This window comes from Bacillus sp. FSL L8-0358, assembly GCF_038593095.1.
GTDB lineage: Bacteria > Bacillota > Bacilli > Bacillales > Bacillaceae > Bacillus > Bacillus subtilis.
The window spans coordinates 2315351-2341381 of record NZ_CP151962.1 but is presented as its reverse complement, the minus strand read 5'-3'; the positions used below and the strand labels follow the sequence as shown (position 1 = coordinate 2341381).

At 44.6% G+C, this 26031-nt stretch carries 31 protein-coding genes and 1 pseudogene; 23 read left to right on the top strand and 9 right to left on the bottom strand.

The window, feature by feature from the left end; all coding sequences use genetic code 11:
• Positions 1 to 33: 33 nt before the first annotated feature.
• On the bottom strand, positions 34 to 870 hold the full coding sequence (gene proC, locus NYE49_RS11915) for a pyrroline-5-carboxylate reductase (protein ID WP_014477264.1): 837 nt from the start codon (positions 868 to 870) through the stop codon (positions 34 to 36).
• Positions 871 to 1273: 403 nt separating this feature from the next.
• On the opposite strand from proC, the gene NYE49_RS11910 reads away from it, so the two are divergent.
• From NYE49_RS11910 to NYE49_RS11890, 5 genes are all read left to right on the top strand, one after another.
• On the top strand, positions 1274 to 2233 hold the full coding sequence (locus NYE49_RS11910; protein WP_047182844.1) for an MBL fold metallo-hydrolase: 960 nt from the start codon (positions 1274 to 1276) through the stop codon (positions 2231 to 2233).
• 5 nt (positions 2234 to 2238) lie between these two features.
• On the top strand, positions 2239 to 3018 hold the full coding sequence (locus NYE49_RS11905; RefSeq protein WP_015483409.1) for an SDR family oxidoreductase: 780 nt from the start codon (positions 2239 to 2241) through the stop codon (positions 3016 to 3018).
• A gap of 75 nt (positions 3019 to 3093) precedes the next feature.
• Entirely contained in the window at positions 3094 to 4440 is a 1347-nt protein-coding gene (gene dsdA / locus NYE49_RS11900) for a D-serine ammonia-lyase (protein WP_047182843.1), read from the top strand.
• Positions 4441 to 4511: 71 nt separating this feature from the next.
• Complete coding sequence (gene coaA / locus NYE49_RS11895; RefSeq protein ID WP_003245966.1) at positions 4512 to 5471, top strand: type I pantothenate kinase; 960 nt, start codon at positions 4512 to 4514, stop codon at positions 5469 to 5471.
• 4 nt (positions 5472 to 5475) lie between these two features.
• Complete coding sequence (locus tag NYE49_RS11890; RefSeq protein WP_080344208.1) at positions 5476 to 5862, top strand: VOC family protein; 387 nt, start codon at positions 5476 to 5478, stop codon at positions 5860 to 5862.
• On the opposite strand, the gene NYE49_RS11885 is transcribed toward NYE49_RS11890, so the two are convergent.
• The 3 genes from NYE49_RS11885 to NYE49_RS11875 form a co-directional block, all read right to left on the bottom strand.
• Positions 5859 to 6017: a hypothetical protein gene (locus NYE49_RS11885; RefSeq protein WP_014477259.1), complete on the bottom strand. Its 159-nt coding sequence runs from the start codon at positions 6015 to 6017 to the stop codon at positions 5859 to 5861. The genes NYE49_RS11890 and NYE49_RS11885 overlap by 4 nt on opposite strands.
• Before the next feature lie 25 nt (positions 6018 to 6042).
• Complete coding sequence (locus tag NYE49_RS11880) at positions 6043 to 7296, bottom strand: MFS transporter (protein WP_015384029.1); 1254 nt, start codon at positions 7294 to 7296, stop codon at positions 6043 to 6045.
• Between the two features lie 534 nt (positions 7297 to 7830).
• Complete coding sequence (locus NYE49_RS11875) at positions 7831 to 8037, bottom strand: YqzH family protein (protein WP_047182841.1); 207 nt, start codon at positions 8035 to 8037, stop codon at positions 7831 to 7833.
• A gap of 165 nt (positions 8038 to 8202) precedes the next feature.
• Between NYE49_RS11875 and NYE49_RS11870 the strand changes: the two genes are divergently transcribed.
• From NYE49_RS11870 to NYE49_RS11840, 7 genes are all read left to right on the top strand, one after another.
• Positions 8203 to 9441, top strand: coding sequence for a DNA polymerase IV (locus NYE49_RS11870; protein ID WP_080030675.1), 1239 nt, complete (start codon positions 8203 to 8205; stop codon positions 9439 to 9441).
• Positions 9438 to 9776, top strand: coding sequence for a YolD-like family protein (locus tag NYE49_RS11865; RefSeq protein WP_003230403.1), 339 nt, complete (start codon positions 9438 to 9440; stop codon positions 9774 to 9776). The genes NYE49_RS11870 and NYE49_RS11865 overlap by 4 nt, the downstream gene beginning before the upstream one ends.
• A 184-nt stretch (positions 9777 to 9960) precedes the next feature.
• Positions 9961 to 10431, top strand: coding sequence for a GNAT family N-acetyltransferase (locus NYE49_RS11860; protein WP_015384025.1), 471 nt, complete (start codon positions 9961 to 9963; stop codon positions 10429 to 10431).
• Between the two features lie 9 nt (positions 10432 to 10440).
• Entirely contained in the window at positions 10441 to 10782 is a 342-nt protein-coding gene (locus NYE49_RS11855) for an antibiotic biosynthesis monooxygenase (protein ID WP_047182840.1), read from the top strand.
• Positions 10779 to 11810, top strand: coding sequence for a GNAT family N-acetyltransferase (locus NYE49_RS11850; protein WP_047182839.1), 1032 nt, complete (start codon positions 10779 to 10781; stop codon positions 11808 to 11810). The genes NYE49_RS11855 and NYE49_RS11850 overlap by 4 nt, the downstream gene beginning before the upstream one ends.
• Positions 11807 to 12130: an iron-sulfur cluster biosynthesis family protein gene (locus NYE49_RS11845; protein ID WP_003226552.1), complete on the top strand. Its 324-nt coding sequence runs from the start codon at positions 11807 to 11809 to the stop codon at positions 12128 to 12130. The genes NYE49_RS11850 and NYE49_RS11845 overlap by 4 nt, the downstream gene beginning before the upstream one ends.
• Before the next feature lie 12 nt (positions 12131 to 12142).
• Entirely contained in the window at positions 12143 to 12382 is a 240-nt protein-coding gene (locus tag NYE49_RS11840) for a YqkC family protein (RefSeq protein WP_003230411.1), read from the top strand.
• A 39-nt stretch (positions 12383 to 12421) separates the two neighbouring features.
• On the opposite strand, the gene NYE49_RS11835 is transcribed toward NYE49_RS11840, so the two are convergent.
• Positions 12422 to 13339 (bottom strand): alpha/beta hydrolase, encoded by a 918-nt coding sequence (locus tag NYE49_RS11835; protein WP_047182838.1) that lies wholly within the window; start codon positions 13337 to 13339, stop codon positions 12422 to 12424.
• A 159-nt stretch (positions 13340 to 13498) separates the two neighbouring features.
• Between NYE49_RS11835 and NYE49_RS11830 the strand changes: the two genes are divergently transcribed.
• Complete coding sequence (locus tag NYE49_RS11830; RefSeq protein WP_003230416.1) at positions 13499 to 13723, top strand: YqkE family protein; 225 nt, start codon at positions 13499 to 13501, stop codon at positions 13721 to 13723.
• Positions 13724 to 13754: 31 nt separating this feature from the next.
• Here NYE49_RS11830 and NYE49_RS11825 read toward each other — a convergent pair whose 3' ends face one another.
• Together NYE49_RS11825 and mciZ are read right to left on the bottom strand one after the other, a co-directional pair.
• Complete coding sequence (locus NYE49_RS11825) at positions 13755 to 14675, bottom strand: aldo/keto reductase (RefSeq protein ID WP_047182837.1); 921 nt, start codon at positions 14673 to 14675, stop codon at positions 13755 to 13757.
• A gap of 62 nt (positions 14676 to 14737) precedes the next feature.
• A complete protein-coding gene (mciZ, locus tag NYE49_RS11820) occupies positions 14738 to 14860 on the bottom strand; it encodes a Z-ring formation inhibitor MciZ (protein ID WP_003230420.1) in 123 nt (40 codons plus the stop codon).
• Positions 14861 to 14934: 74 nt separating this feature from the next.
• Between mciZ and nudF the strand changes: the two genes are divergently transcribed.
• A complete protein-coding gene (nudF, locus tag NYE49_RS11815; protein WP_047182836.1) occupies positions 14935 to 15492 on the top strand; it encodes an ADP-ribose pyrophosphatase in 558 nt (185 codons plus the stop codon).
• Positions 15489 to 16652: a TIGR00375 family protein gene (locus tag NYE49_RS11810; protein WP_047182835.1), complete on the top strand. Its 1164-nt coding sequence runs from the start codon at positions 15489 to 15491 to the stop codon at positions 16650 to 16652. Before nudF ends, NYE49_RS11810 begins: the two co-directional genes overlap by 4 nt.
• A gap of 8 nt (positions 16653 to 16660) precedes the next feature.
• On the opposite strand, the gene ansR is transcribed toward NYE49_RS11810, so the two are convergent.
• Positions 16661 to 17011 carry an HTH-type transcriptional regulator AnsR gene (gene ansR, locus NYE49_RS11805; protein ID WP_004399024.1) on the bottom strand — a complete coding sequence of 117 codons (351 nt, stop codon included), beginning with the start codon at positions 17009 to 17011 and terminating at the stop codon, positions 16661 to 16663.
• A 181-nt stretch (positions 17012 to 17192) separates the two neighbouring features.
• Here ansR and ansA point away from each other — a divergent pair, with 181 nt between their 5' ends.
• From ansA to NYE49_RS11785, 4 genes are all read left to right on the top strand, one after another.
• Positions 17193 to 18182 carry an asparaginase gene (ansA, locus tag NYE49_RS11800; protein WP_015384018.1) on the top strand — a complete coding sequence of 330 codons (990 nt, stop codon included), beginning with the start codon at positions 17193 to 17195 and terminating at the stop codon, positions 18180 to 18182.
• Positions 18183 to 18226: 44 nt separating this feature from the next.
• Positions 18227 to 19654 (top strand): aspartate ammonia-lyase, encoded by a 1428-nt coding sequence (aspA, locus tag NYE49_RS11795; protein WP_047182834.1) that lies wholly within the window; start codon positions 18227 to 18229, stop codon positions 19652 to 19654.
• A gap of 140 nt (positions 19655 to 19794) precedes the next feature.
• Entirely contained in the window at positions 19795 to 21201 is a 1407-nt protein-coding gene (gene mleN / locus NYE49_RS11790) for a malate-H+/Na+-lactate antiporter MleN (RefSeq protein ID WP_014480178.1), read from the top strand.
• A 17-nt stretch (positions 21202 to 21218) separates the two neighbouring features.
• Complete coding sequence (locus tag NYE49_RS11785) at positions 21219 to 22538, top strand: malic enzyme-like NAD(P)-binding protein (protein WP_015384017.1); 1320 nt, start codon at positions 21219 to 21221, stop codon at positions 22536 to 22538.
• Positions 22539 to 22676: 138 nt separating this feature from the next.
• Here the strand turns inward: NYE49_RS11785 and NYE49_RS11780 are convergent.
• Positions 22677 to 23995 (bottom strand): annotated as a pseudogene (locus tag NYE49_RS11780) (IS1182 family transposase).
• A 158-nt stretch (positions 23996 to 24153) separates the two neighbouring features.
• Here NYE49_RS11780 and NYE49_RS11775 point away from each other — a divergent pair.
• The 4 genes from NYE49_RS11775 to NYE49_RS11760 all read left to right on the top strand — a co-directional run bounded on the left by NYE49_RS11775 (position 24154) and on the right by NYE49_RS11760 (position 26027).
• Positions 24154 to 24369: a hypothetical protein gene (locus tag NYE49_RS11775; protein ID WP_015384016.1), complete on the top strand. Its 216-nt coding sequence runs from the start codon at positions 24154 to 24156 to the stop codon at positions 24367 to 24369.
• A 100-nt stretch (positions 24370 to 24469) separates the two neighbouring features.
• Positions 24470 to 25114: a stage II sporulation protein M gene (gene spoIIM / locus NYE49_RS11770; RefSeq protein ID WP_004398593.1), complete on the top strand. Its 645-nt coding sequence runs from the start codon at positions 24470 to 24472 to the stop codon at positions 25112 to 25114.
• A 112-nt stretch (positions 25115 to 25226) separates the two neighbouring features.
• On the top strand, positions 25227 to 25676 hold the full coding sequence (gene fur / locus NYE49_RS11765) for a ferric iron uptake transcriptional regulator (RefSeq protein WP_003223972.1): 450 nt from the start codon (positions 25227 to 25229) through the stop codon (positions 25674 to 25676).
• 123 nt (positions 25677 to 25799) lie between these two features.
• Entirely contained in the window at positions 25800 to 26027 is a 228-nt protein-coding gene (locus NYE49_RS11760) for a YqzK family protein (protein WP_003230440.1), read from the top strand.
• The last annotated feature ends 4 nt before the right edge of the window (positions 26028 to 26031 follow it).

Sequence of the window (26031 nt, the reverse complement as noted above, 5' to 3'; positions counted from 1 at the left end):
GAAGGCACTGTGCCTTCTGTTTCTGTCTTACATCTAAGAATGTCTCTCTAAGGCGGCACCGGCAAACTGTTCTTTGATTTCTGCGCTCCGTTTAGCTGTTTCTTCAATACAGTGAATAATTGCTTCTTCAAAGCGGGAGTCCTGTAAAGCGCGAAGACCTGCCTCTGTAGTGCCCCCAGGACTGGTGATTTCTTTACGCAGCTTTTCCGGCTGTTTGCCGCTTTGAAGGAGCATATCTGTTGCCCCTGCCATTGTCTGCAAAATGAGTGCTTTTGCCGTTTCTTTATCTAATCCTACTTTTTGTGCCGCTTTTTCCATCGCCTCAATATAACGATACACGTAGGCCGGGCCGCTGCCTGCGATTGCAGTGACAGCGTCAAGATGCCGCTCCTCAACCAGTGTTGCATCACCGATTGTTTCCAATAGAGCTTTTGCGGCAATAATATCATTCTTGCTTGCTTCCGTGCTTACGGAAAATCCGGTTGCTGATTTTCTGATTGCCGCTGATGTATTAGGCATGACGCGAATGACCGCGAGCTTTCTGCCAAAATAATGCTGAATGGTTTCAATGGTAAGGCCTGCAAGTACTGAAATTACAAGCTGGTCCTTGATATACGGCCGGATGCTGTCGATGCTTTCCGCCGCGTCTTTCGGTTTGAAAGCGAGGATAATGATATCGGTGTGAGTGAAAAACTCATTTTTATCTCTGCATGGACGCACGCCGTACGTTTCCTTTAATTCAATCAGGCGCTCGTCATTTGAGCGATTTGTAATATAGATATGTTCTGGTTTTGTGATGCCGCTTTGCAAAATGCCGTTGATCATTGCTTCTGCCATTGACCCGGCGCCGACAAATCCTATCTTTTTCATTGATATCCTCCTTCTATCAGAACAACAAAAAACCTTTTCATCACGTAAAGGACGAAAAGGTTCGCGGTACCACCCTCATTAGCACAAATTGTGCTCAGCTCAAATCCCGTAACGCGGGAAACGTTTAGGTTTTCCTAACCGCGACTTGAGGGCAGGTTCTACAAACAAGCGGGCCGCAACACCTTTCAGCCGGGGGTATCGCTCTCTTAGGCCATTGCCTTGTATACTATTCCTCGTCATAGCGTTCCAATGGTTCTCGTTTTAGTTTGTTGTTCATTATGCAATGGCGGATAAGCTAATGTCAATAGCTTTTTCAAAAAGGTTTGTTCTCATTCTGCAATAATGACACAAGACCGAGAAAAAGCTAAAATATGAATAATGAATGAAGACAAGGAGCGAAAGGATGACAACTGAAGATGTAATTGCGATCCGCGTCCCGACGCCGTTTGCTGTTGGCGATGTTATCGTTTACCTCGTAAAAGGTGATGCACTGACACTTATCGATGCCGGGCCGAATACAAAAGAGGCTGCCAGAGTCTTACAAGAGCAGCTTGCCGCTGTAAATGTGAAAATGTCAGATATCGAGCAGGTTGTACTGACTCACCATCATGCTGATCATGCAGGCTTGCTTGATGTCTTTTCAGATGAAATCGAAGTGATTGGGCATGCATTCAACGAACCTTATATCAGCCGAAATCAAGCCTTTATGGATTGGCAAAAACGTTTTTTTCAAAAGCTGCTGCCTGAATTAGGCGTTCCATTTGATACGGGGAAGGCGGAAAAGCTGATTCGATCAGCGTACGCATTTTCCTGTACGAGATCTCTGACAAAATCAATCAGAGAAGGTATGGGCATAGATGGGCTTGAGGGCTGGTCTGTGTTGGAGATGCCTGGACATGCTGAATCGCATATCGTTCTGTTCCATGAAAAAAGCGGAAGGATGCTTGGCGGCGATCTACTGCTGGCCAACAGCTCGTCTAATCCGATTTTGGAAGCGCCGAAAATGGGAGACGTCAGGTCAAAGCCTTTAGTGGATTATCAGCGGTCATTGCGAAGGCTGTCTCAACTTGATCCAACAATCGTATTTCCTGGTCACGGCGAGCCTATCACCAGTGTACAAGCGCTGATTGAGAAGCGTTTTGACAAGCAGAGGAACAGGACGGAGGATGTGCGTCGCATGCTGGATGAAAAGCCGATGACCGCTTTTCAGGTCTGTCAGCAGCTTTTTCCTGCTGTATATGAAAAGGAATTGTTTTTAACGATGTCAGAAACGGCAGGTCACCTTGATGTGTTGGAGGCTGAAGAAGCCATCACGTCATATTGGGAAGGAAATACCGCATACTTTAAAACAATGAAGAGGTGAAATGGGTGAAACATATAGCGGGAAAAAGGATTTGGATAACCGGCGCTTCAGGAGGGCTTGGTGAAAGAATCGCATACTTATGCGCGGCTGAAGGAGCCCATGTCCTGCTGTCGGCTAGACGCGAGGATCGTTTGATAGAAATCAAAAGGAAAATAACCGAGGAATGGAGCGGACAGTGTGAGATTTTTCCTCTGGATGTCGGCCGCCTAGAGGATATCGCCCGGGTCCGCGATCAGATCGGCTCGGTGGATGTACTGATTAACAATGCGGGCTTCGGTATATTTGAAACGGTTTTAGACTCTACATTGGATGACATGAAAGCGATGTTTGATGTGAATGTCTTCGGCCTGATCGCCTGTACAAAAGCGGTGCTTCCGCAAATGCTTGAGCAAAAAAAGGGCCATATCATCAATATCGCCTCTCAAGCGGGGAAAATCGCAACACCGAAGTCTAGCCTGTATTCCGCGACCAAACATGCCGTGTTAGGTTACTCAAACGCTTTGCGGATGGAGCTTTCGGGAACCGGCATTTATGTGACGACAGTCAACCCGGGACCGATTCAGACGGACTTTTTTTCCATTGCTGATAAAGGCGGGGACTACGCCAAAAATGTCGGCCGCTGGATGCTTGATCCTGATGACGTGGCAGCTCAAATTACAGCTGCAATTTTTACGAAAAAGCGGGAGATCAATCTTCCGCGTTTAATGAATGCCGGCACTAAGCTGTATCAGCTGTTTCCAGCTCTTGTAGAAAAGCTGGCAGGACGCGCGCTCATGAAAAAATAATGATGGAACTGCCTGTGGTGGAGTGGCTTGTTTCTCACGAGGCAGTTTTTGATAGTGGAAGGGAGAGATTGTTGAATGTCAGTTCATTCAGAAGTCCTTCATGCTCTGCTTAAAGATCCGTTTATTCAGAAACTGATTGATGCAGAGCCTGTATTCTGGGCAAATTCAGGCAAGAAAGAGGGGCCATTACCCCGTGCAGATGAGTGGGCAACCGAGATAGCGGAAGCGGAAAAAAGAATGCGGCGGTTTGCACCTTACATTGCCGAGGTGTTTCCTGAGACGAAAGGCGCTAAAGGAATCATCGAGTCTCCGCTTTTTGAGGTTCGGCATATGAAGGAAAAGCTGGAAGCGGCATATCAGCAGCCATTTCCGGGAAGATGGCTTTTAAAGTGCGACCATGAGCTTCCGATTTCAGGATCGATTAAAGCGAGGGGCGGGATTTATGAAGTGTTAAAGCATGCTGAAAATCTCGCGCTTCAAGAAGGAATGCTTCGGGAAACCGATGATTACCGCATCTTACAGGAAGAGCGGTTTACCGGGTTTTTCTCCCGCTATTCGATTGCTGTCGGTTCGACAGGAAATCTAGGTTTAAGCATCGGCATCATCGGCGCGGCACTCGGGTTTCGCGTGACAGTGCATATGTCCGCCGATGCTAAGCAGTGGAAAAAGGATCTCCTCCGCCAAAAGGGAGTCACTGTTATGGAGTACGAAACAGATTACAGCGAAGCGGTGAACGAAGGGAGACGGCAGGCGGAACAAGATCCATTCTGTTATTTTATTGATGATGAACATTCTCGTCAGCTGTTCTTAGGATATGCTGTTGCTGCAAGCCGATTAAAAACACAGCTTGACTGTATGAATATAAAGCCAAGTCTTGAGACGCCTTTGTTTGTGTATCTGCCGTGCGGCGTCGGCGGAGGACCGGGCGGTGTAGCATTTGGGCTGAAGCTTTTATACGGAGATGATGTTCATGTGTTTTTCGCAGAACCAACTCATTCACCTTGTATGCTGTTAGGGCTTTATTCAGGACTTCACGAGAAGATCTCCGTCCAGGATATCGGCCTGGATAATCAGACGGCTGCTGACGGACTTGCCGTAGGGAGGCCGTCAGGATTTGTCGGCAAGCTGATTGAACCGCTTCTGAGCGGCTGTTATACGGTAGAGGACAATACGCTTTATACTTTGCTTCATATGCTGGCTGTATCTGAAAATAAATATTTAGAGCCCTCTGCTCTTGCCGGCATGTTCGGGCCGGTTCAGCTTTTTTCGACAGAAGAGGGAAGGCGCTATGGTCAGAAATATAAGATGGAACATGCCGTACATGTCGTCTGGGGAACGGGAGGAAGCATGGTTCCAAAAGAAGAAATGGCTGCGTATAACCGAATCGGTGCTGATTTGCTAAAAAAACGAAATGAAAAATAAGCAGACAGTGAAAAGGTTTTCCGTTACAATCTTTGTAAGGGTTTTAACCTACAGAGAGTCAGGTGTAAACAGTGAAAAATAAAGAACTTAACTTACATACTTTATATACACAGCACAATCGGGAGTCTTGGTCTGGTTTTGGGGGGCATTTGTCGATTGCTGTATCCGAAGAAGAGGCAAAAGCTGTTGAAGGATTGAATGATTATCTATCTGTTGAAGAAGTGGAAACGATCTATATTCCGCTTGTTCGCTTGCTTCATTTGCATGTCAAGTCTGCGGCTGAACGCAATAAGCATGTCAATGTTTTTCTGAAGCACCCACATTCAGCTAAAATTCCGTTTATTATCGGCATTGCCGGCAGTGTCGCAGTCGGAAAAAGCACGACGGCGCGGATCTTGCAGAAGCTGCTTTCGCGTTTGCCTGACCGTCCAAAAGTGAGCCTTATCACGACAGATGGTTTTTTATTTCCTACTGCCGAGCTGAAAAAGAAAAATATGATGTCTAGAAAAGGGTTTCCTGAAAGCTATGATGTAAAGGCGCTGCTCGAATTTTTGAATGACTTAAAATCAGGAAAGGACAGCGTAAAGGCCCCGGTGTATTCCCATCTAACCTATGACCGCGAGGAAGGTGTGTTCGAGGTTGTAGAACAGGCGGATATTGTGATTATTGAAGGTATTAATGTCCTTCAGTCGCCCACCTTGGAGGATGACCGGGAAAACCCGCGTATTTTTGTTTCCGATTTCTTTGATTTTTCGATTTATGTGGATGCGGAGGAAAGCCGGATTTTCACTTGGTATTTAGAGCGTTTTCGCCTGCTTCGGGAAACTGCTTTTCAAAATCCTGATTCATATTTTCATAAATTTAAAGACTTGTCCGATCAGGAGGCTGACGAGATGGCAGCCTCGATTTGGGAGAGTGTCAACCGGCCGAATTTATATGAAAATATTTTGCCGACTAAATTCAGGTCAGATCTCATTTTGCGTAAGGGAGACGGGCATAAGGTCGAGGAAGTGCTGGTAAGGAGGGTATGAAATTTTGCATCATATCGAACTGTATGTCTCTGATTTGGAGGCGTCTAGGCGGTTTTGGGGCTGGTTCTTAAAAGAACTTGGCTATAAAGAGTACCAAAAATGGAGCTCAGGCATCAGCTGGAAGAAAGAGCGTTTTTACCTAGTGATTGTGCAGGCGAAAGAGCCATTTCTAGAGCCGGAATACCATAGATGCCGAGTCGGTCTGAACCATCTCGCATTTCATGCTGAATCCAAGCTTCAAGTCGATCAGATGACTGAAAAATTGACGGCAAAAGGTTATCGTGTGTTGTACCGAGACAGGCATCCTTTTGCCGGAGGAGACGGGCATTATGCAGTCTTTTGTGAGGATCCGGACCGGATTAAGGTAGAGCTCGTTGCCCCAAGCTGTTAATCGTGATCTTCGGACAGGCTGTTCAGCTTTTTCTCAATGCGATCCAGCTGCGCTTTTCGGTTTTTCGCATACTTGAAGCCTGTAACAGCCGCAAAGATGACAGCGGCAAATATAATAAATACAAACAGCTGAAACATCACATCACCTATATTCATGTTCTTCACCTCATGCGGGAGAGATTCATTCTCTTCCGTTTTTTATGTAAAGCGGCTTTTCCAGACGGGAACGGTGTTTTGTGGTCTCCATTTTCATTTGCCGATAGGCGAACGCTAAAAATGGCAGGCCGAGCAGGGTAATGCCGCTCAGGACAGAAAAAATAAAAATCGGCCTGTCAGCGCCAAACAGGTCTATACAGATCCCCCCGATCCAAGGGCCGATGACGTTTCCGAGCTGTGAAAAACCGATTGCCCCGAAATAAGTGCCTTTTAATCCTGGTTTTGCAATCTGGTCTACATACAAATCCATCATAGAGAATAAAAGAACTTCGCCGATTGTAAATGTGATGACAATCATCACAATTGATGGAACACCGTGCGATACGGTGAAAATGGCCATGCTGATACTAACCATCACATTACCGAGCATCAGAGAACAAAGCGGCGAAAACCGTTTTGCAAAATGGACAATGGGAAATTGCGTCGCCAACACAACGATTGCGTTTAATGTCAGCATCAGCCCATACAGCTTCGTTCCATTGCTGATCAAGGGGTTCTGTGCCATATACTGAGGGAATGTGGAACTGAATTGTGAGTAGCCGAAGGTGCATAGCGTAATGCCGACCAAAGCAATGGTAAAAAGATAATCCTTTTGCGTGACCATAAACGCTTCCCGCACGCTCATATTTCGGGACTGGGCTGGTGCTGATAAGGATGGATGTTTTTTAAATTGGAGGGCAAGCACAATTCCGTATAGTCCGTAAATGACTGCAGGCACCAAAAAGGGCGTAGTCGATTGCGATGAGCCGAAATATAGGCCAAGCACAGGTCCGAAGACAACGCCGATATTAATAGCTGCATAGCGTAAATTAAAAACTAGCAGTCTCGTTTTTTCTTCTGTCATATCAGACAGCAAGGCCTTTGAAGCGGGCTCAAACAGTGATTTGCAAAGACCGTTTAATGCGTTAACTACAAAAAACACCCAGAGATGAGATGCCGCCGCAAAGCCTGCAAATACCAGCATCCATCCGAAAATCGATACAAGCATCATGTTTTTTCTGCCGAATTTATCTGAGATATATCCGCCGTAAAAGCTTGCGAGGATGCCGACTGATGAGCTCGCGGCAATGACCAGCCCTGCATAGGAAGCTGATGCGCCTTGGACGGCTGTCAAATAAATCGCTAAAAAAGGAATGCTCATCGATGTTGCCATTCTGCCGAAAATGGTTCCGATTATAATTGTCCAGCTGATCGGGTGGATATCTTTCCATTTCTTCATGAATTATATTCTCTCCTGTCTATCATATATGAAAAAATTTCCTTCTCCAATAGATCATTCAAAATATTTCGTTTTTGACATGTAGTATGCCTGATTGTATGGATGGCAATATACTATGCGTTGAGGATGCGTGTGGCTGACGGAGTTTACATCTTGAAATTGAAGAAGGAAATGACGGGATGTCCGATGAAAAGCAAAGCGATTGGTCAGTGAGAGTGTGTTAGTTTAAGCCGCCAGGACGTAGATCATATCGGCAGTGAAACCGGCTATGAGATCAAGATGTAAGCTGAAAACCGATGGACCGCATGACAGAACAAGAGAGCACATCTCTTAGAAAAAGTGTATACGCGTGATCATGGACAGCTTATTCCGTTTTACGCGAACATTGAGGGAAATTTTATGCCAGGCCATATGAATCTATGGAGCGTGAGAAAATCCTGCTTTTTTCTGTAAGCCTGAAACTGTTTATTTGTTTCGGGCGGTGTTTTCAAAGGGAAGCCGCATCAGCGGCTGAACGAACTGACAGTCATGCGTTTAAGAGAACAGGCCTTGGTTTGTGACATAGTCATAAATGATATCTTCTATATGCGCATGCAAATCCTCATCCGGTTCTTCATTCCGTCTCTCTTGTAGAGCCGCTTTCAGGCTTTGTTTTTCATACGGGCTTAACGGATCTATAGCAACGTTTCTGCCGTATTGACGCAATGCCTGTCCCAGCATTTTTTCGATAAATTTCTCCATCATGACTCTCCTATCCTTATGCTTCGCTTTTATTCTACTAAATGTTTTTCTTCTCTCAAACCCTTGGATCATATTTTCTGTCAGACAAGAATCATTTACCAGTATAAAACGAACATACTTTCGCATATAATGAAAAACGAACATAAGTTCTTTTTAGAGGTGTGTATGATGAAAGAAAAAGTGATTTTTCTCGTTGACATGCAATCGTTTTATGCATCTGTAGAGAAAGCGGAAAATCCACATTTGAAAAATAGGCCCGTCATTGTTTCGGGTGACCCTGAAAAAAGGGGCGGAGTCGTATTGGCTGCCTGCCCGCTGGCGAAACAAAAGGGTGTGGTGAATGCTTCACGGCTGTGGGAGGCGCAGGAAAAGTGTCCTGAGGCTGTTGTGCTCCGGCCGCGTATGCAACGGTATATTGATGTATCACTGCAAATTACGGCCATTCTAGAGGAGTATACAGACCTTGTGGAGCCTTATTCTATCGATGAACAGTTCATGGACATTACAGGCAGCCAGAAGCTGTTTGGGACGCCGATGGAGATCGCGAAAAGCATTCAGGGCAGAATCATGCGGGAGATCGGCGTTTATGCACGGGTCGGAATCGGCCCTAACAAAGCGCTGGCCAAAATTGCGTGTGACAATTTTGCAAAAAAGAATACGAACGGTATTTTTACCTTAACGAAAGAAAATATGAAAACCGAAATGTGGCCGCTCCCGGTGGGCAGCATGTTTGGCGTCGGGAGCCGCATGAAGCATCATTTAAATCGAATGGGCATCAGCACGATCGGCGGGCTCGCGGCTTTTCCGCTCGATCTTTTAAAAAAGAAATGGGGCATTAACGGCCACGTGCTGTGGATGACGGCAAACGGAATCGACTATTCCCCTGTGTCAACTTCGTCTCTGGACGGGCAAAAGGCGATAGGCCATGGAATGACTCTCCCGAGAGACTACGAACACTTTGACAAAGAAATCAAGGTCGTATTGCTTGAGCTGAGTGAAGAAGTGTGCAGGCGAAGCCGAAACGCCGGGGTCATGGGGCAGACGGTGTCAGTGAGCTGCCGGGGTGCTGATTTTGATTGGCCGACGGGCTTCAACCGGCAAGTGAAGCTGGCAGAGCCGACTAATTCTACGCAGGATGTATATGAGGCTGTACGCCGGCTGTTTCTTACATTTTGGGACGGGAAACCTGTCCGCCGTCTCGGTGTCAATCTGTCTCAGCTCTCATCTGATGACATATGGCAGCTCAATTTATTTCAGGATTATGCAAAGAAAATGAGCCTAGGCTATGTGATGGACGGCATTAAAAATCGATTCGGCGACACAGCAATCATCAGGGCGGCGTCACTGACAGCGGCAGGCCAGGCATTTGAACGTGCGGCTAAAATAGGGGGGCATTATAAATGAACGATCATTTAAAAAGGGGCAACCTGCTGTGGGAAGGGAGCAGGATGTTTCTGCCGGAACATAAGCAAAGCCTGCTGGAGAGAAAGCGACTTAAACAGAAGCTGCAAAAGCCGATCCTTGACCCCGATAAGCTGGAAGAGATGAATCAAACGCTTTGCGCCGCGATGGAGTTCGCTCAGGATATCACTGTCAGCTGCTTTCAGGACGGTGAGATTGTCCGCTGCACCGGGAAGATCTGCCGGTATGAAGAGTTTGAAAAAGCAGTATGGATAAAAGGAGACGAGGATCAGCTTTATAAGCTGAGACTTGATCAAGTGCTTGATATTGTGCTGTAAAGTCTCTCCTCCTGCTTGGGGGAGAAATAGGCTAAAATGATGAAACATTGTTCCCTCGGCAGTCTGGAAACGTATGATAAAGGAAAGAAGGCATTTACAATTCCAGCCAGGCAAAATATAATTTTTATATTGTGAGAAAAAGAGCTGACATTCGTTTTGCCAGACGGAGGGAGATCAAATCGTAATGGATATTCGAACAATCACGTCTTCAGATTATGAAATGGTAACGTCTGTACTGAATGAATGGTGGGGCGGCAGACAGCTGAAAGAAAAATTGCCGAGACTATTTTTTGAGCATTTTCAGGACACAAGCTTTATTACATCCGAACATAACAGCATGACGGGATTTTTAATCGGATTTCAATCGCAATCGGATTCTGAAACGGCGTACATTCATTTTTCCGGTGTGCATCCAGATTTCAGAAAAATGCAAATTGGGAAACAATTGTATGATGTATTTATCGAAACAGTAAAACAAAGAGGCTGCACCCGGGTAAAGTGCGTCACTTCACCTGTGAATAAGGTATCAATCGCATATCACACAAAATTGGGGTTTGATATTGAAAAGGGCACCAAGACGGTAAATGGCATCTCAGTGTTTGCAAACTATGATGGCCCAGGCCAAGACAGGGTACTGTTTGTCAAAAACATATGAGGGGGAAATATGATGGATTTTTTATCAAAAACACCTGAGCCTCCTTACTATGCAGTCATTTTTTCTTCTGTCAAAAGCGAAAATGACACAGGATATGGAGAAACAGCGGAGCGGATGGTATCGCTTGCGGCGGATCAGCCTGGATTTTTAGGCGTGGAAAGCGTACGTGAAGCGGATGGAAGAGGCATCACAGTTTCCTATTGGGACAGTATGGACGCAATTAACCATTGGAGGCATCACATTGAACATCAAGCGGCAAAAGAAAAAGGAAAAAGCGTTTGGTACAAGTCGTATGCAGTCCGCGTCACAAAAGTCGACAGACAGCGGCTGTTTCAGGAGGAACACGAATGATTGAATTTCTCCAGCATAAGGAAGACGCTATAGCGCATGAGATTTTAGCCGTACAGATCCCCGCCTACATAAAGGAAACAGAGATTATCGGTTTTGACGGTATTCCCGCTTTACAAGAGAAGGTGAAGGATATTCAAGCATCTCATGAACGGTTTGCGGGATATCGGGAAAACGGCAAGCTGATCGGTGTCATTTCATATGAGAAAAACATGCATCATCTCACCATTTGCAGGCTTGTTGTGCATCCTGACGGTTTCAGAAAAGGAATTGGACGAGCACTTCTGCAATTTGTCATTGATCATAATGAAGACGCTGAGAAAATCGAAGTAGTCACAGCCGAGAACAATATCCCGGCCGTGTCACTCTATACACAGGCCGGATTCCAAAAGGCAGAAACCGTCAAAGCAGCGCAGGGTCTATTGCTGTCGGTCTTTCATTTGTATCCGAAAAGAAAAGTTGAGGTCATTCTCTACAACGAAAAATGGGCAGAATGTTTCGATGAAGAAAAAGAACGGCTGAAGCTGGTGTTCGGGCCGGAGATTATCGCTGTTCATCACATCGGAAGCACATCAATACCGAACATGGCAGCGAAGCCAATCATTGATATGTTAATTGAAGTCAGAAGCATTGAAGCCGTGAGCCAATTTGATGAACAAATGAAGGCTAACGGCTATATACCAAAAGGTGAGAACGGCATAGCGGGCAGGCGTTATTTCCAAAAGGGCGGAAATAAACGCACTCATCATGTCCATATGTACGAACAGGGAAACCCTGCTATTGAAAGGCATCTGTTATTCAGAGATTATCTCAGAGCTCATCCAAACATAGCGAAGGAATACGCCGTTCTCAAAAAACGGCTGGCGGCCCAGCATCCTGACAGCATCAATCAGTACATACAAGGGAAAGATGAGTGGATCAAGACTGCAGAAGAAAATGCGAAGCGGTGGAAAAAAGGCAGAAACAATGCGAATGGCAGTGTTGTATGCTACAATAGCGAAAATGATGAAAACGGGGGTTTCACCTTATGAACATACATGTGACAGATGCAGCAAAACAGGCACTGCAGCAGGCGTTTGATGCCAACCCGGGGAAAAAAGCCCAGCTTCGTTACGATGCAGAAGGATGCGGCTGCGCGGTAAGCGGTGTCCCGACAATCTGGCTGGCAGAAGAATTAACGGGACAGTGCGAGCAGCTGGAAACGAACGGCATTCCGCTGTATATCCAATCGTCGCAAAAAGTGTTTTTTGACGATCAAATGACGATCGATTACAATGAAAAAGCCAAAACATTGGCGCTGAAAAGCCCGGCTGAAATGCTCAGCCCCAGAATGAGCATATTAGTAAAGTAGGAGACGCGAAACGTGGAACAAAAGCTGAAGGCAATGAAGAACACAGCACAAAATAAAACGTGGGTATCCTTCCTGAATCAAAACCATCCCTATACCTTGCTTCACTGGTCAATTGGAGGAGCAGAGTCCATCAAGAAAGATGTCTGGCTATTGCAGGATGAAATGACCTTTGAGACGCAGGAGTTTACAACGATAGATCTTGCGATTGAATGGATCAGAGAAAATATGGATGGCATTACCGACGTTCTGTAACATAAAAAAGCGAAAGAGCCGAAGAGGCCTTTCGCTTTTTTATTCTGTTGAATCATTCATGTTGTCTAAAAACTCCTGTACCGTTTTTCGGTACGTATCCCGATTTTTGGTATATGACATGGCGTGTTCACCGTTCTCGGCAATGTACAGCGCTTTCTGCCCGCGTTTCTTTTCATAAAGCCGCTCGGTTGAAGAAACAGGAATGTAGTCATCATCCTTACTGTGAATAAAGAGGACCGGCTTTTCGATTTTATCAATGACAGCAAGCGGAGATACTTCGCGTGCGCGATAGCCGCCCCTCAGCTTCAAAAAGAAGTCGGCGATAGGGAGCAGGGGCCAAGACGGGAGCCTGTATTCCGCTCTCAGCCGGTAGGCAAGCTGTTCATCAAAACATGCGAACGGACAATCGGCAATATAAAAATCAGCGCCATCGCTGCAGTGTGCACCAGCGTAAAGCAGGGCGGTCACAGCTCCCATCGACTCACCGTGAATTCCGATCAATCCGCGATGATTTGTTTTGTTTTTGAGCCAGCTGACAACCTTATTGAGATCATCCTTTTCGTAAAACCCGTAGCTGGTCGTCTTTCCGCCGCTTTGGCCATGCCGGCGGTGGTCATAAATGAGCACATTCCAGCCGAGATCAAGAAATAAATGCATATACTTAAGAGAATTCAGCACATTCATGGTTACCCCGTGGCAGATGATGATAGTGTTAGGTGTGTCATGCGGTGCGACATGGTATCCTTTTATGTCATACCCGTAAGCGGAGGGTATCACAAAAGCGGTTTTCTCCATTTGTTCAAATGATTCAAACACATCATGTCCGTCGTCTGTCTCTCTTTTGATAATGTCTTCATCCGTTTTTTTCTTGATGAATAGAATCATATTTGAAAAAACAATTCCGATTGCGATGACAGCTGTTACGAGAGCGCCAATGCCCAAAAGGATTTTCTTCAAAAGTCACAGCACCTTTCAACTAAATATAGGTAATTCGTGTTTAAAATCATTATACCTAAACACTGCTCCGCTGAGAAAGTGATCAGAAGAGAGTCTGCTTGTTCAGTGTATATGCTCCGTGATAAACTGGCTTCAAAACAAAACATGGGGGAAGTCTGCATGAAAAAACAAAAATCCGCTGATAAGCACCAGCTAAAAGACGGCCTTCAATCCGATATCAAAGCAAAGCTTATGGAGATGAAGAGCCAATTGAAGGAAGAGGATGAAAAGAGGCAGGAAAGAGAAAAAGCAGAACAGATCAGAAAGAAAAAAGAGATCGAAAAAAATAAGAGCTTTGAAGAACTCCTAAATGAAAGCCAAATGGATTGGCATCAATATAAATAAACCAGCACCCGTCCAGGTGCTGGTTTTTCTGCTATGAGCGATGAGCTTTGTAAATGTCTTGTTTCGTATGAGATTGGAGCGCTTTGATTTCCTCTTCGGTTAAACGCCGTGCATTTGCTGCCTGAATATTTTCCCGTAACTGCTCAATCTTACTGGCGCCTGTAATCACTGAGGCGACAGCCGGCTGTGCTAGCAGATACTGCAGCGACTTTTCTGTCATGGAAAGATCGGGAGCCACTTCCTCCATTGCCTTGCGGGCATTTGTCAGTTCCTCGAATGAATAGGACAAGTACCCGTTTTGTTTCATGCTGTCTGAAGCTTGATCAAGCGGTTTTTCAGTTAAGAGCCCTTTGGCAACAGGACCTCTGGCGACTATGCTGATTTGATGTTCTTCTAAAAGCGGGAGCCATTCCTCAGGGCGTCTGTCAAACAGGCTGAATTGCATCATAATGCTGACGATGTTTGATTTTTTTACATATTCTTTCATCACATTCGGGCGGATGGAAGAAATGCCGTAGTAGCGGATGACACCTTCTTGTTTTAATTCCTCAAACGCTTCGATCGTTTCATCAATGTTGTCCTCTATCGTGCCGCCGTGAAGCTGATAAAGGTCGATATAATCTGTTTTCAGCCGTGTAAGGCTCTTTTTTACCGCCTCTTTTATGTAAGCTTTTGAAGGATCCCAATACCAGCCCTCGCTTCCGTCATCCCAACGGTTTCCCGCTTTTGTTGCCAGAATAATATCCTGGCGTCTGTTTTGGATCGCATCACCGACAATTTCTTCGTTGCGTCCTCGGTCATACAAATCCGCTGTGTCCAAATAGTTGATGCCAAGCTCGATCGCTTCATCCAGAATGGACAATGCTTTGTTTTTTTCAGTTCCAAGAGACATACAGCCGAGTCCGACTTCGCTAATGTCTAAATCAGATGTACCCAATTTGCGCTTTCTCATGTGCACACTCCTTTTTTAGGCTTTGTATTGACCGTAATATAAAGGAGCTAAAGTTTCAACTTTTATGGCTTTGAGATCCAATCTTTCACATATTGAAATGTGCGTCCATACTCTTTTAACTTCGCCCGAATTTCCCATGCTTTTCCGACTAAGACAACACCTTTTGGCATGCGGTGCACTTTCACGAAGAAGCCCCCTTTTGCTCTAGTATGATAAAATGTATGGGGCATCATATAGAGACAGAACGGGAGATGAAGAAATGAAATCATTAGAAGAAAAAACAATTGCCAAAGAACAGATCTTTTCAGGTAAAGTCATTGATCTTTATGTCGAGGATGTAGAGCTGCCAAACGGCAGAGCCAGTAAACGTGAAATTGTGAAACACCCTGGAGCTGTAGCGGTACTAGCCGTTACAGATGAAGGGAAAATCATCATGGTCAAACAATTCCGTAAGCCGCTTGAGCGGACGATCGTTGAAATTCCGGCCGGTAAGCTTGAAAAAGGTGAGGAGCCGGAGTATACGGCACTTCGGGAACTTGAAGAGGAAACCGGTTATACAGCAAAAAAACTGACAAAAATAACTGCGTTTTATACATCACCCGGATTTGCAGATGAAATCGTTCACGTTTTTCTTGCTGAGGAGCTTTCTGTGCTTGAAGAGAAACGGGAGCTTGATGAGGACGAGTTTGTTGAAGTGATGGAGGTGACGCTTGAAGATGCGCTAAAGCTGGTTGAATCGCGTGAAGTATACGATGCTAAAACAGCCTACGCGATTCAGTATCTTCAGCTGAAAGAAGCGCTCCAAGCACAAAAATGAAAAAGATTTACGCGGATTTGCACATTCATATCGGCCGGACCTTTACAGGAAGGGCTGTCAAAATAACAGGCGCCAAAACATTAACGCTGGACAGAATTTTGGTTGAAGCCAGTGAACATAAAGGAATTGAACTCCTCGGCATTATCGACTGTCATTCTCCGGAAGTCATTCTAGAGCTTGAGGAAGGCATTGCATCTGGAAAATATCGCGAGCTTGACGGGGGAGGAATCCGTTATCGCAGCACGACTCTTTTATTGGGGAGCGAGCTGGAGATTTATGATGAAGCCTGCAGCGGACCGATCCATGTGCTCGTATTTATGCCGACGCTGGCTGATATGAAACAGTTTTCAAACTGGCTGTCAGCCCGGTTGAAAAATATTCATTTAAGCTCGCAGCGGATTTATGAAACGGGCTTAAACCTGCAAAAAAAAGTGCAGGGAATGGGCGGCCTGTTTATCCCCGCCCATATCTTTACGCCGCATAAAAGCTTATATGGAAAAGGGGTTAAATCAAGCTTAACTGAGGTTTTTGATCCATCTATGATAGACGCGGTGGAGCTTGGATTAAGCTGTGATACAGACATGGCATCACACGTTTCTGAATTGAATCCGTATCCTTTTTTAACAAATTCTGATGCGCATTCGTTGGGGAAAATCGGCAGAGAATATAATGAACTATATGTGCAGTCAGCTGATTTTACTGAATTTGCTCTTGCATTAAAGGGACAAGATGACAGGGAAATTATCGCAAATTACGGCTTGGACCCGTTATTGGGGAAATATTATCAGACGGCTTGCGAAGCGTGCGGAGAGCCTGCTATAAGCGGGGAAACAGCGTGCGCGAATTGCGGAAATGCCAGATTTACCAAGGGAGTCAGCGAAAGATTGCGTGAATTGAGTGATCAGCTTGAAGTTCGCGTCCCGCGTCCGCGATATGTACATCAGATCCCGCTGCAATTTGTTCCGGGTGTAGGCCCGAAAACGCTGGACAAACTAAAAAAAGCCTTCGGAACAGAAATGGCTGTTCTTCACGAGGCTGCAGAAGAAGATTTGGCTCGCGTTGTCCCGCCGAAAACCGCGGCGCTTATCGTAAAAGCGAGATCCGGAAAACTGGAATTGAAAGCCGGAGGAGGAGGAACCTACGGTAAAATTAAACCGTGAGCCAAAGATTAACTCAGTTCCTCCTGTACTTTTCTTTTTGTGCGTATAAAGGTAATCAGCTGGATGATTTCATCTTCACTCAGCGGCTGGCCATCAACAGAAATGGTAAAGTCAAGGCTGCTCCACGTGGCCAATTCTATGGCCTGAGGAGCAGTCTGCTTTTGTTTCTCGCGGCCTAAAAGTTCATCGCAGGTTGTGTCAAAGAGGTCAGCCAGCATGGCAAGCGCTTCAAGTGAAGGCCGTCGGTAGCCTGACTCGTAGCCGGCATATGTGCTTTTTGCGATACCGAGAAGGTCAGCTGTATATTGAAGCGACCAATTTTTCTTTTTTCTCAATTCAGTTAAACGATCTAGATTCATGAACTTCCGCTCCTTTTTCACCTTGAGCTGATTATATCATATAGGTATTAGGAAGTGTACGCGAATTGAATAATAATGTCTTGCGTATTTTATTTTCCGTGTCTATAATTGCATTAAAAGTATGCGAAAAGCGAATACCTTCTCGCAACCCATCTTTAGATACAGTGAAGAGGTGCATGGTATGAAAAAATTATTGATGTTGACAACTGGGGGAACGATTGCTTCAGTTGAAGGGGAAAATGGGCTGGCTCCCGGAGTCAAGGCTGATGAATTATTAAGTTACGTATCAAAACTTGATAACGATTACACAATGGAAACTCAGTCGCTTATGAATATAGACAGCACCAATATGCAGCCTGAATACTGGGTGGAAATAGCGGAAGCCGTTAAGGAAAATTATGATGCCTATGACGGGTTTGTTATTACTCACGGTACAGATACAATGGCCTATACATCTGCCGCACTATCGTATATGCTGCAGCATGCCAAAAAGCCGATTGTCATCACCGGCTCGCAGATTCCGATCACGTTCCAAAAAACCGATGCTAAAAAAAATATTACAGATGCCATTCGATTTGCCTGTGAAGGCGTGGGCGGCGTTTATGTTGTATTTGACGGCAGAGTCATTCAGGGAACGCGTGCGATCAAATTAAGAACGAAAAGCTACGACGCATTTGAAAGCATCAATTACCCATATATCGCTTTTATCAATGAAGACGGGATCGAATACAACAAACAAGTAACGGAACCTGAGAACGACACCTTCACAGTTGACACTTCACTATGCACAGATGTATGTCTGCTGAAGCTGCATCCAGGCTTAAAGCCCGAAATGTTTGATGCCCTTAAAAGCTTGTATAAAGGGATTGTCATTGAGAGTTATGGCAGCGGAGGGGTGCCGTTTGAAGGCAGGGACATTTTGTCAAAAGTGAATGAGCTGATCGAAAGCGGCATTGTCGTCGTCATTACGACTCAATGTCTTGAAGAAGGCGAAGACATGAGCATTTACGAAGTTGGCCGCAGAGTCAACCAAGACTTAATTATCCGATCAAGAAATATGAACACAGAAGCAATTGTGCCAAAATTGATGTGGGCGCTAGGTCAGTCTTCGGATCTTCCTGTCGTCAAGAGAATTATGGAAACGCCGATAGCTGATGACGTTGTCCTGTAAAATGTAAAAACGATAACCAGCAAAGAGAAAGAAGGTTAAAGATTATGTTAAACGGCCAAAAAGAATATCGCGTGGAAAAAGACTTCCTTGGGGAAAAACAAATTGAAGCAGATGTTTATTACGGAATTCAGACGCTCCGTGCTTCTGAAAATTTCCCGATCACAGGATACAAAATCCATGAGGAAATGATTAACGCACTGGCGATTGTAAAAAAAGCCGCGGCTCTTGCCAACATGGACGTGAAACGGCTGTATGAAGGAATTGGCCAAGCTATCGTACAAGCCGCTGACGAGATTCTGGAAGGCAAGTGGCACGATCAGTTTATCGTCGATCCGATTCAGGGCGGTGCCGGAACTTCTATGAACATGAACGCGAATGAGGTTATCGGAAACCGGGCGCTTGAAATCATGGGACATAAAAAGGGAGATTATATCCATTTAAGTCCAAACACACATGTGAACATGTCACAGTCTACGAACGACGTGTTCCCGACTGCTATTCATATTTCAACATTGAAGCTCTTAGAAAAACTGCTGAAAACAATGGAAGATATGTATAGTGTGTTTAAGCAAAAAGCACAGGAGTTTGACTCTGTTATTAAAATGGGCCGGACACACCTTCAAGATGCGGTTCCGATCCGTCTTGGCCAGGAATTCGAAGCTTACAGCCGTGTTCTCGAGCGTGATATCAAACGAATCAAGCAATCGCGCCAGCACCTGTATGAAGTCAACATGGGCGCAACTGCTGTTGGTACAGGGCTGAACGCTGATCCTGAATATATCAAACAGGTAGTAAAGCACCTTGCTGATATTAGCGGGCTTCCTCTTGTCGGCGCTGATCATCTTGTTGATGCGACACAAAATACAGATGCCTATACAGAGGTATCAGCTTCATTAAAAGTCTGCATGATGAACATGTCGAAGATCGCAAACGACCTGCGCTTAATGGCGTCGGGACCGCGCGCCGGACTTGCGGAAATTTCTCTGCCTGCACGTCAGCCGGGTTCATCTATTATGCCGGGGAAAGTCAATCCGGTTATGGCGGAGCTGATCAACCAAATTGCGTTCCAGGTTATCGGAAACGACAATACAATCTGCCTTGCTTCAGAAGCCGGCCAGCTTGAGTTGAACGTCATGGAGCCCGTGCTTGTCTTTAATTTGCTTCAATCCATCAGCATCATGAACAACGGCTTCCGTTCGTTCACTGATCATTGCTTAAAAGGCATCGAAGCTAACGAAAAGCGGTTGAAGCAATATGTAGAAAAAAGCGCTGGAGTGATCACTGCAGTCAATCCGCATCTTGGGTATGAAGCGGCAGCCAGAATTGCCCGGGAAGCAATTATGACAGGGCAATCTGTCCGGGATCTTTGTCTGCAGCATGATGTGCTGACTGAAGAAGAATTGGATATTATTTTAAACCCATATGAGATGACCAAACCAGGTATCGCAGGGAAAGAACTATTAGAAAAATAAAATTTGTGCGAAATGCAGCTTATTCATCTCCGAATAGTCGGATGAATAAGCTGTTTACAACATAGGGATGAGGAAGTATAGTATACGTGTTGCACTATATATTGAAAGCGTTTTAGCTTTTACATGAAGGGGGACTTCTTTTGAAGGATGTAAGATTGCCAACACTATTTGAAATTATTATTGTACTAGGAGTATTTTTAGCACTTGTTCTATCGTTTACAGTCTTTCTCGACTTGCCGATACAGCTGGCGCTTTTTGTTTCATGGTTTATTGCAATGCTTTTAGGTATAAGACTCGGTTATTCTTATAAAGATTTGCAAAATGCGATTGTACATGGGATATCAAATGGCCTTGAAGCCGTACTGATTCTCGTTTCAGTTGGTGCGCTCATCGGAACATGGATTGCCGGAGGCGTTGTGCCGACTTTGATTTATTACGGACTGGAATTTATTCACCCAAGTATCTTTTTACTGGCAACGTTAATTATTTGTTCCATTATGTCTGTGGCAACAGGAACGTCATGGGGAACAGTCGGAACTGCCGGCATTGCCATGATCGCAATTGGAGAGGGTTTAGGCATTCCGCTTCCTCTTGTAGCGGGAGCTATTCTTTCAGGTGCTTATTTCGGGGACAAGCTGTCTCCGCTGTCTGACAGTACAGTTCTAGCTTCTTCACTATCAAAAGTCGATGTATTGGCTCACGTGAGAGCAATGCTTTATTTATCAATACCTGCTTATGTCATTACAGCTATACTCTTTACAGTTGTTGGATTTATGTACGGCGGGAAAAATATCGATCTTGATAAAGTTGAATTCTTAAAATCATCTTTGCAAAACACGTTTGACATTCATATTTGGATGCTGATCCCGGCAGTTGTCGTCATAGTCTTATTGGCGATGAAAAAGCCATCTATGCCGGTTATCGTAATTGGCGCTTTACTCGGTGCAATCTGGGCTGTTGTTTTCCAAGGAATGGATATTGCCCATGCGATTGCAACTGCGTACAACGGCTTCTCTATTAAAACTGATGTTGAATTTTTGAACGGCTTGTTAAACCGCGGTGGAATTGTCGGTATGCTTGATTCTCTTGTCGTCATTATCTTTGGCCTTGGTTTTGGCGGTCTGCTTGAGAAACTCGGCGTGTTAAAAGTCATTGTTTCAACGTTTGAAAAGAAATTAACTTCAGCCGGCAATGTCACATTATCTACGCTGATCGTAGCGTTTTTAGCAAACATCTTCGGCTGTGCGATGTATGTATCCCTTATTTTGACTCCGAAAATTATGGAAGACAGCTATGATCGCTTACATCTGGACAGAAGAGTGTTATCACGTAACTCAGAGGTCGGGGGAACATTGACTTCGGGGATGGTTCCTTGGTCTGATAATGGGATTTACATGGCTGGTATTTTAGGTGTTTCTACCTTCTCTTATCTGCCGTTTATGTGGCTCAGTTTTGTAGCAATAGGTCTTGCAATTATCTATGGTTATACAGGAAAATTTATATGGTATACGAAAAACAATACAGTTAAAGCCGAAAAACTAGGCTAATAGGGGAGGATCACTGAATGATAGCGAAACACATGATTCGGACACTGATGATCGAAACGCCTTCGGTTCCCGGAAATCTTGGAAGGGTGGCTACGGCAATCGGCCTTCTGGGCGGAGATATTGGTGAAGTGGAGACGGTAAAAGTCGGACCCAATTACACAATGCGGAATATTACCGTTCAAGTGGAGAATGAAGAACAGCTTCAGGAAGTGATCGCGGCTGTACAGGCACTCGGAGAAGGGATCAGGCTTCACACCGTATCTGATGAAGTCCTGTCCGCACATGAAGGCGGAAAAATTCAAATGAAAAGCAAAATGCCGATCCGTTCACTGGCAGAGTTGGGACGTGTCTATACACCAGGTGTTGCAGACGTGTGCCGACTGATCGAAAAAGAACCTGAAAAAGCTTCTATTTATACAACGATCAGCAATTCTGTTGCAATTGTAACAGATGGAACCGCAATTTTAGGCCTTGGAAATATCGGCTCTGTGGCTGGCATGCCTGTCATGGAAGGAAAGGCTGCTTTGTTTGATCAGCTGGCGGGTATTAGCGGCATTCCGATACTGCTTGATACGAGTGATCCTGAAGAAATCATCAAAACAGTAAAACATATTTCTCCGGGCTTTAGCGGCATCCTTCTTGAGGATATCGGTTCGCCGCATTGTTTTGAAATCGAGGATCGCCTAAAAGAGGAGCTGAACATTCCTGTTATGCACGATGACCAGCATGGTACAGCTGTAGTGACGCTGGCAGCTGCCATCTCGGCATGCAGGAGTGCGGGGGTTGACCTGAAGGAAGCGAAAGTGGGGCAAATCGGCCTTGGCGCAGCAGGCGTGGCCATCTGCCGGATGTTCATGGCTTATGGTGTGAATGCTGTATACGGAACAGACAAATCAGAGTCAGCAATGAACCGTCTCGAACAATACGGCGGACAGGCAGTTTCCAGTATTGAGGAGCTCATGAAAACATGTGATATTGTCATTGCTACAACGGGCGTTCCGGGTTTAATAAAACCGGCATTTGTACGTTCTGGTCAAGTGATTTTGGCTTTATCGAATCCGAAGCCGGAAATTGAGCCGGAGGCCGCACTGCAGGCTGGCGCCGCATATGCAGCTGACGGGCGTTCTGTCAATAATGTACTCGGTTTTCCGGGAATTTTTAGAGGAGCGCTTAATGCAAAAAGCAGGGAAATTAATCATGATATGCTTGTAGCAGCAGCAGAGGCTATCGCAGCTTGCACAAAACAAGGTGATGTGGTCCCTCAGCCGCTTGATTCAAAAGTCCATCATGCGGTAGCAGCAGCTGTCGAGCATGCAGCTCTTACAGCAGTGAAATAAATGTAGCTAAACAGCACCTGTCGTAGCAGGTGCTCAGCTTGTAGAGAAAACGATGTTTTTTCTACAAGCTTTTTTGTTGTGTGCTGTTTCTTTAGGTATTCAGCTGATTTCAATAACAGAAAAAGAGCTCCCACATACCTAGCTTTGCTTGGCTAGGTATGTGGCAATCTTCTTCATGTTCTGGCATGCGGCTGTGAGGAGAACTTGTTCGCTCACATTCCGTTTTCCCCTCATCCTGCAAAGCTTCGCTCTATTTTTTCTTTTCTTTTTTTGTAGAGGTTTTTTCCTGAAACAGACAAGCGATTTTGCCTGATCTTTTCTTTTTGGTCTTCCCATACATGCCGGGTGATGACTTTCTGATGTTTTTTTGATTTTGTGCAGTTTTCAAGAAAAGGGCATGAGGAACATGTTTCAGGATGTGATTTATATGACCTGTATCCTTTTCGGTCAGTTGTTGAGTATGTGAGTGTTTGCTGGTTCGGGCAAATGTACCTGTCTTTTTCAATGTCGTAATGAAATTTCCATTTTGGAAACAAGCCTCTAGTAGGGTGATATCGTCTGTGGGCAATGACGCCAAAAATATGACGGTCAGATAATCCTTTACAGATAGAAGCTGTTAAATATCCGGAATCAAGGGCGACAGCTTCTACTTGAAAACCAAATCGTGCGATTTGGTGATCTAATCGGTCAAGATAAGGCACAGAATCATGGACATTTCCCGGTGTGACGTGGGCATCGGTGATAATGTTGTATTTCATATCAGTTGTGCGGTGATCTAAATAGAAAAAACCTTCTGGTTTGTTTTCGCGATACAGATATCCACTTTCGGGATCAGTTGTACTGTGGCGGATCTCTTTTTCAGCTTTCACCTCCTCTTTGACTATTAGTGGCTTTTTTCCGTGTTCCTCTCGATCTTCTTGGATGGCTTCATTTAAATCTTTGATATAGTTTTGTGTATCCTGTTCAATCGTTTTTCTTGTGTATTTATGCTTGTTGGCATTGGCTTTAAGGTGAGTGGAATCGGTGAATAGGACACGTCCGCCCACCATGTCATGATTGATGGCCTGAAGAACGATCTCATCAAAAATATCTTGGAAGATGGTTGTATCTTTAAAACGTGTGCGTCTGTTCCAGCTGATGGTGGAGTGGTGCGGAACTGGATCGTTTATGTTCAATCCGAGAAACCATCTGTACGCCATATTGTAGTAAATTTCTTTTTCGAGCTGTCTTTCTGAACGGATACCATAGAGGTATCCGATAAACATCATTTTGAATAAAATCAGCGGATCAAGTGAGGGGCGGCCTTTGTTTTCACTGTAGTAAGGCTTAACCTTTTCAATGATAAAAGAGAAGTCTATGTATTTATCGATTTTTCGAAGCAGATGATCCTCTTCGACAAGTTGGTCGAGAAGAACAAATTCGGCTGCGTTTTGAGAAGAATTTCTTGTGTGGAACATGGGAAAGACACCGTCCTTTTGAAGTCTTTCTTTTATTTTATTACAGAAGAATGGATATTTTAAGAAAAAACAGCACCTGTCATAGCAGGTGCTGTTTTTTTCTTATCATTGCTCAATTTTGTTATCATTACTATGAAAATAAAAAAGGGAGTGATCACATGGCAAAAAGCCAAGCGAAAAAGAAGCGGGAGCATCGATTGAGAAACGGCGGACGTGACGTCTTATTATCAAGAGGCAGCACACCATCTTTTAGCACACATGAAAGAATGACAAAAAGCAAAAAAGAGATTTTGAATAAACGGAAGCATAAGAATCCTTATGATCATACAGCAGTTGATGATAAGGATTTTTTTGTGCCCCAAAAAGCCGCCTAGCATTCGTCTCTATCGTTTCTTTTTGAAAAAGGGCATGTTTTTCTGTTTCTTTCATACAATCTATTAAATCAAATCACTAGAGCGGGCGGGAGGAAACGGTATGCGAAAAATCTCTTATAAGGACATGTTTCTCAGGCATGTCAAAGATCATCTCTCTCTTTATATATTTGTGTCAGTGCTATTTTTCATGGGTGTCATCTTTGGCGCGATTATTGTCAACAGTATGACCATCAGCCAGAAAGAAGATTTATACTACTACTTAAGTCAATTTTTTGGACAGCTTTCGGATGGAAAACAGGCAAGTTCAGCTGATATGTTTGGGCAAAGTATCTTTCATAATGCAAAGTATTTAGGCCTGATGTGGATACTGGGAATTTCCGTCATTGGGATGCCGATTATTTTCATTATGATCTTTCTGAAAGGGATCGTCGTCGGCTTTACTGTCGGGTTTTTAGTCAATCAGATGGGAGTAAGCGGGTTTTTCCTATCATTTGTCTCCGTTTTGCCGCAAAATGTGCTGCTGATTCCGGCTTATCTCATTATGGGCACATGTGCAATTGCGTTTTCTTTAAAGTTAATCAGACAGCTGTTCGTGAAACGAAGCCTGCATGACGCGCCAATTCAATGGTTCGGGCGGTATGCCTTTGTGCTGCTGGTCATTCTGTTTTTAGCGCTGATCTCATCTCTCTTTGAAGCATACTTATCTCCTGTTTTAATGGAAAAGCTTACATCTAGACTTTTTTAAAATCATTATTAAAAGAAAACCGTTTTATTTATCAGTTTATAATAATTATAGTTGGAACTCTGCGCGTATTTTGTTATAATGAGTCATGGAATGCGGCGTAGGAGGGAAAGACATGGAAAACCGTATTGATCGAATTAAGAAACAACTGCACTCATCCAGCTATAAACTTACGCCACAGCGTGAAGCGACAGTAAGAGTGCTGCTTGAAAACGAAGAAGACCATTTAAGCGCAGAAGATGTATACCTCCTCGTAAAAGAGAAATCTCCTGAGATCGGTCTCGCTACAGTATACCGTACGCTTGAATTATTAACTGAATTAAAAGTCGTAGATAAAATTAACTTTGGAGACGGTGTGTCCCGTTACGACCTTCGGAAAGAGGGCGCAGCTCACTTTCATCACCACTTGGTGTGCATGGAGTGCGGAGCCGTTGATGAAATTGAAGAAGATTTGCTTGAAGACGTGGAAGAAATCATTGAACGTGATTGGAAATTTAAGATTAAAGATCATAGATTGACGTTTCACGGCATTTGCCACCGCTGTAACGGAAAAGAAACTGAATAGTCGGTGCCGAGCGCGAACCTTTTCTCATGGGGAAAGGGTTTTTTGCTGTTTCTATGTATAAAACCTTTCTGATTTGGCATATGGTTTATATAACTGGAACCATAGGAAAGGATCGATTAGGACATGGGAAGATTCCTGAAAACAGCTGTCGATGCATTGAAAGTTTTCATCCTGTTTACCGGTTTTACCGCTTTGTTCTATTATGCTATGATATGGGTGAATCAAGAGTATGAAAACTATCATCGGTATGATAAACCGGAAGGCTCCGCTGTAAAAGTTGTTGAAATGGATCAGGATGAAAAAGGCGGATGGTTCGACCGGTTGATCTTTTTTTACCAAAACGGGGAGTAGATCA